The organism is Ancylothrix sp. D3o, from assembly GCF_025370775.1.
Taxonomy (GTDB): domain Bacteria; phylum Cyanobacteriota; class Cyanobacteriia; order Cyanobacteriales; family Oscillatoriaceae; genus Ancylothrix.
Window position 1 is genome coordinate 1 of record NZ_JAMXEX010000051.1, and the last position, 10243, is coordinate 10243.

The following is a 10243-nucleotide window of genomic DNA, read 5'->3' on the forward strand; positions in this document are numbered from 1 at the left end:
ATTTTGGGCTGGCATTTTTCTACAAAGTGACTAGACTATATTTTAATTATACCCTATTTAAATGTACAACAGCTTATATGCTGCCCATGAAATTGCTTTAGCCCATCCGGTATCTCTTGCTTAATATGAAACGCTGGATTTTTACTGCTTTATGCCTATTAATAATCTTCCCCACATCAGCTTTGGCCCAGACCAATGTTGAAGTGGATGCTAAAGACAACCCTTTGAAGATTACGGGTTGGTTGAATGAGAAAGATTCCCTGGTAGGTAGCATCCGCCTAACCGCTCCAGCGGAGGTAGAACAATTGATGTTTCTGCCTTCTGATTTGAAGCGTCAAGGAGCGGATGGCGCGATCGCACGTCAGCAAATCCAGTTTATCGGAGAACCCAAACTAAAAGCAGGTATTCCCAAGGATTTTCAGGTAAAGGTTTCTAATGCGGAGTTACCGGGGACTTATCAAGGACAAATTGAGGTGGTACTTTCCAGCCAAAAACGAAAAATAATTCCGCTCATCGTATTAGTAAAAGCCAGACCAAATCTGAAACCTTTGCCGGGGAATGAGCAGATACAGCTTAAATTAACCCAATGTAGTTGGTTGTTAGATTGTGCGTTGGCGCGGTTACTGCTTCCAGCGAGTGCATTTTTGCCACAGTGGGATTTGACATTTGACAACTCAGTAGATGCCCCTGTAAAAGTTACTGGCGCTGAGGTGGTATTGAAAGGAGAGCAGACTGGTTATCAGTTAACTAAAACCCAAATTCAACTACCTAATATCCCTCAAAGTTTATCACCAGATCGAATTGTTCGTTTGCCTTTAATATGGGAGCGCTCGAAGATTCCCCCAGACCGTTATACGGGAGCGGTTTACTTGACTTTAGAAGATGCCAACGAGCGTTTAATTATTCCCGTCAATTTGACAATGCGGATTTCTCCTTTGATGCCACTTTTAGTGTTATTTCTGGGCATTGTTTTAGGCAGGTTAGTTAAGTATATGCAAGAAAAGGGTATTCCCCAAGCTGAAGCATTAGGTAAGGTAAAGGAACTAGAGCAGCAAGTTGATAAGACTAATGAGGGCGATCGAGACATTCTCACTCCAATGGTGGGAAAAGCCAAGCAGTTAGTGCAGCGAATGAAATTAGAATCAGTAACAGCAGAAGTAGAAAAAATTTCTGCTCGTTTGGATTGTTTACAAAAACTACGAACCTTAGAGCAGAAGTTAGAGCCATTCAAGGCTCATCCGCAAGTTAAAGGAGATACTGGTATTCTGAAAAAGATTAGTGAGGTGCGAATAAAAATTGAGTTAGAGCAGGATGAGCAGGCAAAAACTTTATTGGAAGAGGTGCAGGCAGATATAGCTAAATTAAAAAGTTCTCAGACGATGATGGGGCCAGGTCAAACACCTGATATCAAAATATCAGAAGTGGTTAAGGGAGTAACGGACGCTGTTGTAGCTGTTAGTAATGCTGTCCAAATTGGAGTAAAAAAACCTGTAGCTAAATGGGTAAAAGGATTGCAGCGATCGCTCATCTTCCTATCGGGTAGTGAGTTTCGGGCAGAAGCAACTTACTGGTTTGCACGACCGTTGTTTTCTCTAGCGTTGTTGATTGGATTGTCAATAGTAGGAATTCGCACTCTTTATGTGGAGAAGGGAACAACGTTCGGTGCTGATCCATTTTCCGATTATTGGGGATTAGTTATTTGGGGATTGAGTGCAGATATTGCCAGCCGCAGTTTGAGTAATTTGTCAGAAGGAAGTGCAAAAAAAGAGTAATTTTGTGGAACTTAATTATTGGTTCCTATTCCATCACAGAGGTGGCGATCGCTATTACTAACGTTAGGATTATTTTTTAAATAATCGCGTACCCAATCACACCCTTTGCCCAATAAATAATCTACATCCAGGTTCCACATAGTTATCACACCAGTATGCACGGCCAGAATTTTACCATTGCTAATAAAATTAAGATTATGGACACTAGAACCTTGAGTTTTAAAAGATTTTATTTCTTTTCCATCAACACTCCAAAGCTTGATTGTGCCATCATACTTAGTGCCACTACCACTAGCAGAAGCGAATATTTGCCCATCTGGTCTAAAACTTAAACTTGAAACCGCAGAGGTGTGTCCTTGAAGTATTTGAGGTTTTGTTCCCGTGAGACTCCAAATAATGATATTTCCATTCTCGTTCCCTGCTACTAAAGTTTTGCTATCTGGGCTAAAGCTCAAACTGGTGATGGGATAAGAGCTTCCTGTTAAAGAGCGGAACTCTGTTCCCTCGGCACTCCAAAGCTTTACAGTATTATTACTAGCGGAAGCAATAATTTTACCATCGGGGCTATAATAAACTATTGTGCTTCCTCCTTTAAGGCTTTTTATTTCTGTGCCATCAAGACGAAAAACTTTTATAGTGCCATCTTTTTTACCAACAGCAATAGTTTTACCATCTAGGCTTAAGCTAGGCTTACCAAAATAATGGCGTTTACCTCCAGAAAATTTATCGAAATTTTCTCTGATAATTGTTTTAATTTTTCCTGTTTTCATCCCCCAAACTTGAAGAATATACTCATTGCTATAATTACTAGAAATAAGCAGTTGTCCGTCAGAAATGAAATTTATATTAAAATTTATAATACTTTCTGGCAAAATATTCTCTGCAATAGTTTTACGAAGACTGCCGTCTGAGTCCCAAATTTTTATAGATCCATCGCCATTAGCTGTAGCAATGGTTTTAGTATCTGGACTGTAACTTATATCATGTAAAGAAAAATTACCAGGTTTAAAAATTTCTTTATTAATACCTTCAGGCATCCAAATTTTTATTGTTTTATCGCTGCTAGATGAAACTAACATTTTATTATCTAAACTGAAGTTAACATCCGTAACCATAGAAGTATGCCCAAACAATCTTTTTTCCATCTGCAAGCTATTGTTAGACCATGTCCAGAGTTTGATATCGCTTCCAGTACCAAAGGTAGCAATTTTATCACCATTAAGACTAAAGTTTACTCCTATTATACCTGAGTCGTAAGAGTCATCAAATCTTTCAATCTCTTGCCCATTAGAATCCCACAGTATGCCTTTATTTAGCTCTTCAACAGAAGCAATTATTTTGAATAGCTTGAATGCCGGACTAAAACTTAAACTGCTAACGCTCCTATTGTGCTTTAAGGTGATATTTTCTTTACCTTTGAGACTCCAAAGTTTAACAGTACCACTGGTGTGATTATCACCAGAAGCGATGATATTGTCATCAGGACTAAAACTTAAAACGCTTACCCAACTTGCTGGTTGCAATGGATGTTGAAAAGATTGCCGTTCTTCGCCGTTGCGTTTCCATAGCTTGATTTGTCCTTGACGATTAACGGTAGCAATAGTTGTACCATCAGAATTAACGCTGGTCAAAATTATATCTTTAGTCTGGCTTTTAAAACTATAGAGTTCCTTACCATTAAAGTTCCAGATTTTGATGCGACCGCCCTCAGTAGCAGCAACTATAGTATTACTCTTGGAACTAAAGCTGACGCTACTGGCTAAATAATTTTCATTACCGAATTCAGAATTTGGTTTGAGGTTAATATGAGTTTTTTCTGTTCCATCTATATTCCATATTTTGATAGTGCCGTCCTCCCTAACAGCAGCAATATTCTGACCATCAGAAGAGAACGAAGCGCGAATAAACTGTTTGTTATAACCTTCCAAACGATTGTGCTCTCTCACGCCATAGACTGCTTGTAGTAAAGTACCCACAACTCGCATTTCAGTATCGGCACTTATGCCAAATTCTCTTTTCATTTGCTTCCCTGTTCGGATGCTTTGTAAAAGTGCATCAAACTCTTTGCTTGAGGCAAACAATGCTTCTGAAGATTGACTGGCAGCGATAAGTTGAGCATTTTTCTCAGCAATGACAGCACGCCACCATCCTATCCCCGCAGTAAGCGCAAGAACAAAACCAACTACAGAAAAGCTAGTCAACCGTATAATAGTTCTGCGGCGTTGGCGATCGCGCTCTGCTTGTATGCGATCGCGTTCTTTCCGACTCTCCTCAATAAACTCCCCCGCTAAACTCGACAGTGACACAATACCCACCTCATTCTGAAGAAACTTTTCAGCTTCCCCCAACCTCAACCCTGTCAATAAATAATCTTTAGACTTTTCTTTATCTCGCCACTCTTCAGCCGAGGCTTGAATTTTTCGCTCAGTTCTAATTGCCTCTCGGTTATTATCTAGTAACTCTCGTAACCTCGACCAATGGCGAATCAGTGCCTCATGCGCCACATCTACTACTGCTACCTTCTCTTGTCCTTTTCGTTGCTCGCTGGTAACAATTAACTTTGCTAGAGCTAATTTTTGAATTACTCCCTTTACCAAAACTGCTGATTGTGATTGAGTGATTAAATCCTGTTGAGGAACTTGCTTACGAGTATCAGGAGTTCCTTCTCCTAACTGAGTTAACTTGATAAAAATCTGGTCAGCTACTCGTTGTTCCTCACCTGAAAGCTGCTTATAAGTTTGTTCTGCTAGATTTTCTAGAGTTTTTTGTACTCCACCCAATCTATTATAAGTGTCTAACTTCAACCAATTCAGTGTTTGTCCTTGCCACAATTGCTCTAGCGTGTAAGACAATAAGGGTAGCATTCCTGGTTCAGGTTCGCGTGTGTGCTGCTCTATTTCAACTCCCAAATCCTTAAGAATGACATTGATTAAATTTTCCTCAACTTTACGCCCTAGTTTTTTCGCAGGTTCGACAATCGCCTGCCTCAACTCCTGAGCATTCATCGGCGTTACCATCACCAAATTGGCCTGAATCAACTCAGCTAATTCTCGGTAAGCAGCACACTTGCCCAAAAAATCATCCCGCATTGCAAAGATAAGACAGAGTTTATTCCCCGTTTGTTTGAGCGCTCCCAACAAACTAGAGATAAATTGCTGTCGGTCAATCTGACTTTGACAAACGGTAAAAACCTCCTCAAATTGATCCACAATCAGCACGGTACGGAGCGATTTAGAGGCTCTAATCAGCCGTGCCAAACCTGTTGCTCCCTCTGTGATCGCATCCTCAGCCTCTTTTAACTGTCCTGCACGCTCAATATCCGTTACTTCCTCATCCAGAAACACCGTTGCCAAACTCACCAACGGCTGCTCCCCTGGTGTAAAAATCCGAATTTTCCATTGCTCCGTCCCCGGCAATCTCCGCTCCTGCTGTAACTGATACATCAACCCCGCCCGGAGTAATGAAGACTTGCCGCTCCCAGAAACCCCTAGCACCGCCAGGAAATTCCCCTTGCCCACCTGAACTCGCTCAATCAGCTTTTGAGTCAAAGCTTCTCGTCCATAAAAATAGCCCGCATCTTCAACATCAAAGAAGCGCAACCCTTTGTAGGGACAGTCCCCATCTGGGGTAGAAATGAAAATTTTCTCTTGTTCGCCCGTCAGAATAATTTCACTGTTGGGGTTGTACCAGATTGGTTGCTGGGGAACATCCTTGAGTGTCTGGGCAATATACTCGATCAACAGATCGTTGTTGACCATACCCTCTGGATGTCGTCTAGGGTCAAGTCCCTCCCATAATGCCAAAGAAAACACCCCATGCTGCCCTTCAATATCTTCTTCAGCAGGTTCAAACTCCCTCGCACCGGCAATAAAAAACCTCGTCCGCTCCCGCTCTGCTGTTCCTAAATCTGCCTCTGCAAAATTAAACAATTCTCCGCTGTAGCAACAGTCCAGCCACACCAGTTGCTGTTGTACTGGACTTTTTTGCAACAGTTCCCGCAACCATCGCAGAGAAACCCCCCACTGATTCTTCCTGGGATCTGTATCGCTGGTGGCCAAAAAACCTTCAGTAACTCCACCCCGATTTTTTCGCAACCCATGACCGATAAAGTACAGTAGAGCCGTTTGAGGAAAGCTCTCTCCTACTGGGTTAAACAACTGGATAATGGCATCTTCTAAAGTATCTGCCTGTACCAGTGATCCGGTTGTACTACTAATCCGACGCTGCCCCTGTTGAATTGACTCTGGCAGACGCCGCACTCGAAATCCACCATATTCTTCTAAGCGTTGCGCGATTGCTTCGGCATCGTTAGCAGGAGTTTTCAAGTGTTTCGCCTTGCTGGCTGGACTATCTTTCAGGAAAGGATAATTGTTAATCCCTACCACCAGCGCATCTCGATTCATCTAAGCTCTTCAGTATGGGGTCTTGTTTTCAATTTTCCCTTAATAAGGGTGCGTCTAACAATTTTTTGGTAAGGCGAATGATTGCTTGAGGTTTACTACCCAACCGGCTTTTCTCCAGTCTATACTCTATATCCAGTTGCTTATCCAAAATTTTTGGTTGTCCGATGATTTCAGCGGCGGCGTAAACTCCGCTGGGGGGCCGGTGTGCCAAATCAATACCGCGTCCCAAACTGCAATCTCGTTAGCATAGCGTGTCACCAGCCAAGGCATTTCCAGCCGTATCCCATGAATAGTCGCTCTTCCCGGTTTTGGAAGATAGGGGCGGGATGCAACATTCCCCTCGACTCTACCTCTCGGCTTTACCCCTAGGTGGTTATAATTAAGGGAACAAACTTTTTGGCTGTAACCTTTGTTAATCTATGCTTTTGACGTTTTATTTTCGCATTTTATTTATGACCACCTACTTATATTTTTGGCCATCAGGGTTTATTCTCAAATAAGCAAGTTGTTTTTTCCGACTTTGGCCAGAAGGGGTAGAACAGCCAAAACCATTAACCATTAATCATTCAGTGGCGCTTGTCGTCCCCTGAACGGTGGAAGTTATTTGCCAACTAAAAGAGATTTCCCCCGTTTTCCTCATCAGCCTCTTCAAGGCTTCAAGAGATATCATAGAAGGACTATGCTAGAAGAACTGAAAATTGAACAGCTACCTAATGTATTCAGTCTGGTTACTGTTGCATATACTCATCAAGAAGCATTAGATTTTTGTCCAAATAAGGAAGAAGTAGAATCCGAAGTCTTCTTAAAGCACCCTCTCCCAGCTTCTGAGCGCTCAAAATGTGTGCATGAGCGGGGTTATTGCACGTTGGTGATTCTTTCACCTCAAAGGCAGGTTTTTCCTCGAATTTAATATCACGGATAGAACCGCATTCAAATTGCGAAAGATAGGATTTTTCTCGTTTTTCTGGATTCTTTGCACCTTGAGTAAGCGCTCTATCTGCAATGATCTGTGGCTCAACAAAAGCTTTACGATCAAGGCTATACCCTCTTTGTTTCAAGTCAGAAGTGCTGATAGCTGTAGCAGCGACTTTACCATTGCAAATATGTTCAGGGCTGAAATGTAACCGTAATAACAATTCTTCATCGGTTAGAGGTAAGACTTGATCCAAAGCCCTATCCTGTTGTTTGTTGTCCATGCTATCTCTAATTTCAGGTTTTTTGAGTAATGACTTTAACAATGTCTTCGGGAAGGGGTGTACCGATAATTGCTGCGTCTTCAATCATCTCTTGTCCATTAGGAAGCTGGGCATAATAAGAGTAAAAACCGTCGCCTTTGAATCCTAAATCTAATATAAATCCATCTTTTTTCCAGAAAAAATTAAGTTCACCATCCCCACTAGCACTGATGTAAGGTATTTCAATTTTTCCAAGACTAAATATGTATCTGGCAAAATCTTCAGCGTGTTCAACAGCGCTTCGTGTTGGTCCAATGCTTTCAGGACCGGCCCAGCCAGCTTCATAGGTTCCACGAATTCTAATACGTTCAATAGCAAGTAGATCGTCTCGATTTGTTTCTTTTTTGACCGAAGAAACAGATCGTTCGACTCCAGGTTTAGGAGCCGTTACGCTCTCGGAAAGAGTGATTGCGCGTGGAGTTGGAATAGATGTTGACAAGGTGACGATTAGGTAGGCTGCAAACGCAGGACTGAGTGGCGACGTCTGGGCTGAAACCGAGGGAGCGGTTGATGTTTTTTTGCTATAGGAAGGAGAGGCGGTATAAGTCATAACGTTTCATCTGCGTAAAGATTAATTCGGTTGCGTACCGAATCAGTCAACAAATCATTGAACAGTTTTTTACTAGCATCGTGCATCCACTCAGCAAGTTTAGAGCGAGCTTCCTCTCCAATTTTTTCTGGGAGAATATACAACATCAAGTCGCCTTCAATTTGAGTACGACGTGTGAATGTATGGTCAATCATAACTATGTTGCGAGAAACCCCATCTACGTTACTAATGGCGCTATCTATGTTCATTTGACTGAGTATCTGCCCTAATCCCGGCGCCTCCTCAAACCAACCAGTGTGACAGTGCCACTGAGCCTTAGAAGTGAAAGCGCGTGAATGAAGCAGGCTACTTTCACGCCTTAAGAGGAGGCTAGCATCATAATCGTTAAGTTCGCCGTGAAATACAAATTGATCGACATATTTCAGCCCAATACTTGCGATACTTACTTCTGTTCCCGCAAGCTTCTCAGCAATTTTGCCAACATAGCCGTTAACCTTTTCCCAAACAAATCTCCATCGCGTATATTCCAAACAGTGAATACTGATTGATTTGGGGGTAACACGAATTAACCATTCAAGAGAGCCATCTGGCTTGAAACGACGCAATTCAATCCCCCCAATTTTCAGCGGAGTTGTTGTGGGTTGGGGTGGTTCCAAGCCTTGAGCAGAAATAGTATATTCAACAACCTCTATTAGGTTGCTGGAAGGGAAGTCGTCCGTCAATTCTGAACGTAGTGGCAGCAAGCGTTCAATACTCGCACTAAAATTCGGAAGAAATTCAAAAAACAATACCATCTCAACGATTGCGTGCGCTTTATAGATCGGCTCAAAGCGACTGGCGGACATAATATTAAACCTCTTAGTTTGCTAATGTTGAAAGCCGGAACAATATTTGCACCTAGTCAGCTCTAACACTACTCTATACGTGGCCAGTGGAGGAAGGCAAGCATTTGCCACCGATGCAAGCTCTGACGAAGGGAAATCGGAATTGGCCCCAAGCGAAAAACTGTCCTTTCCAACAGCTTTACCCCGAAAGCGTATCGCCATCCGTTCACTCAAAAAATTTTCCCCCAACAAAAGTTGAACCGATTTCTCGAATTGGCTTACTGGCCTCACTATCCTTATAAATCAAGGAAAATTGGCTTACTTAGTGGGGTTAAGAGTCTAAAGGTAGAGTTAAGGAATGTTACCATTCCACCCCTCTCTTCCGAAACCGGACGTGGAAATTTCTCTTCATCTGGCTACTCAACGTGTTTCCTTTTGTTATTATTGGACTTCTTACATACTATCTAAGGCAGTCTTTTCATTGTGGGAGTGTCGATGTAGCAGTTGTAGGTTCTTCCACTCATCTTTGCCACCTAGAGCTCTGGGGATTTTTTAGCCTACTTCCAATACATCGCATTCTTGAAAATGTAGTCTGCCCCAAGGACATTTACCCTTTTGTTGCTTCAGCAACTTAGCCTTACGACTAGGCATTTCAGGGTTGTTCCCTAGCGTTATACTTCAGGGACACTTGTCGCCCCCTGAAAGAGGGTACTTCATTTAGAGCTAAGATGTCTACCTGGAGTGCTGGTAATCTATATTTTTCTGATGCCGGCCTATGAAATCCCATAAAAAAAACCTTTCCCAACGTGACACCGGCCTCTTTAGACTCACCAAATCTTGAAGTCCCACCGGCCCCAGGAGTCCCACCAGCCCCCCAGCACCCATCGGCACTTTTATAGCCACCGGCACTTTTATAGCCACCGGCACTTTTATAGCCACCGGTCCCCCCACCATCCACAGGCCATCCTGCATTCACAGGCACTCCAGGCGGACACCGGCCTGTTTACGTTCAGGAGCTTCTCTGGGTTCACCGGCCCCAAAAGCATCCATCTGCTCCTAAAAACCCACCGGCCCCTAAAAGATCCCCCGGCTTCCAAACATCCATCTGTCTCACCCCATTCAAGAGTACGACCGAATTCCACCGGCACTCACAAATCCACCGCCATCAAAAAATCCACCGGCCCCATGACATCATTCGGCTCTCAAAAAATCACCGGCCTCATAAAATCCACCGGTCCCACGACTCAATTGGCGCTCTAGTAAAACTCATAATTTTGTGTGTAAAGTTTAGATATTGATTAAATGTAAAATGGCTGAATAAATTATCTCATGTAATTTTTGCCATTCCTAGGGTATAACTTTATACTTAGTGGGGTTTGGGCGGCCAGCCACAGATAAGCTATCCAGTATTGAATATTGTTGTAAATTTTCCCTCAATAAGGTCGTGTTTAACAATTTT

General features: G+C 42.6%; 8 protein-coding genes. 1 reads left to right on the top strand and 7 read right to left on the bottom strand.

Annotation, left to right across the window (positions count from 1 at the left end; all coding sequences use genetic code 11):
- The first annotated feature begins 125 nt into the window (after positions 1-125).
- On the top strand, positions 126-1772 hold the full coding sequence (locus tag NG798_RS25830) for a hypothetical protein (protein WP_261226599.1): 1647 nt from the start codon (positions 126-128) through the stop codon (positions 1770-1772).
- Positions 1773-1783: 11 nt separating this feature from the next.
- On the opposite strand, the gene NG798_RS25835 is transcribed toward NG798_RS25830, so the two are convergent.
- The 7 genes from NG798_RS25835 to NG798_RS25865 all read right to left on the bottom strand — a co-directional run bounded on the left by NG798_RS25835 (position 1784) and on the right by NG798_RS25865 (position 9756).
- Positions 1784-6175 (bottom strand): caspase family protein, encoded by a 4392-nt coding sequence (locus NG798_RS25835; RefSeq protein WP_261226600.1) that lies wholly within the window; start codon positions 6173-6175, stop codon positions 1784-1786.
- A gap of 28 nt (positions 6176-6203) precedes the next feature.
- A complete protein-coding gene (locus NG798_RS25840; protein ID WP_261226601.1) occupies positions 6204-6404 on the bottom strand; it encodes a hypothetical protein in 201 nt (66 codons plus the stop codon).
- Positions 6405-6903: 499 nt separating this feature from the next.
- On the bottom strand, positions 6904-7371 hold the full coding sequence (locus NG798_RS25845; protein ID WP_261226602.1) for a hypothetical protein: 468 nt from the start codon (positions 7369-7371) through the stop codon (positions 6904-6906).
- A gap of 13 nt (positions 7372-7384) precedes the next feature.
- Positions 7385-7960, bottom strand: a complete 576-nt coding sequence (locus NG798_RS25850) for a hypothetical protein (protein WP_261226603.1) — start codon at positions 7958-7960, stop codon at positions 7385-7387.
- Positions 7957-8805 carry a TIGR04255 family protein gene (locus tag NG798_RS25855; RefSeq protein WP_261226604.1) on the bottom strand — a complete coding sequence of 283 codons (849 nt, stop codon included), beginning with the start codon at positions 8803-8805 and terminating at the stop codon, positions 7957-7959. Before NG798_RS25855 ends, NG798_RS25850 begins: the two co-directional genes overlap by 4 nt.
- 432 nt (positions 8806-9237) lie before the next feature.
- The gene (locus NG798_RS25860; RefSeq protein WP_261226606.1) at positions 9238-9333 is read right to left on the bottom strand and encodes an HNH endonuclease; all 96 of its coding nucleotides are present in this window, start codon (positions 9331-9333) and stop codon (positions 9238-9240) included.
- Positions 9334-9516: 183 nt separating this feature from the next.
- Positions 9517-9756: a hypothetical protein gene (locus NG798_RS25865; protein WP_261226605.1), complete on the bottom strand. Its 240-nt coding sequence runs from the start codon at positions 9754-9756 to the stop codon at positions 9517-9519.
- Positions 9757-10243: the final 487 nt, after the last annotated feature.

Bases quoted from the DNA above. Each gene is read 5' to 3' on its own strand.
- NG798_RS25830 (WP_261226599.1), top strand. From the start codon at position 126: ATGAAACGCTGGATTTTTACTGCTTTATGCCTATTAATAATCTTCCCC.
- NG798_RS25835 (WP_261226600.1), bottom strand. From the start codon at position 6,175: ATGAATCGAGATGCGCTGGTGGTAGGGATTAACAATTATCCTTTCCTG.
- NG798_RS25845 (WP_261226602.1), bottom strand. From the start codon at position 7,371: ATGGACAACAAACAACAGGATAGGGCTTTGGATCAAGTCTTACCTCTA.
- NG798_RS25850 (WP_261226603.1), bottom strand. From the start codon at position 7,960: ATGACTTATACCGCCTCTCCTTCCTATAGCAAAAAAACATCAACCGCT.
- NG798_RS25855 (WP_261226604.1), bottom strand. From the start codon at position 8,805: ATGTCCGCCAGTCGCTTTGAGCCGATCTATAAAGCGCACGCAATCGTT.
- NG798_RS25865 (WP_261226605.1), bottom strand. From the start codon at position 9,756: ATGCAGGATGGCCTGTGGATGGTGGGGGGACCGGTGGCTATAAAAGTG.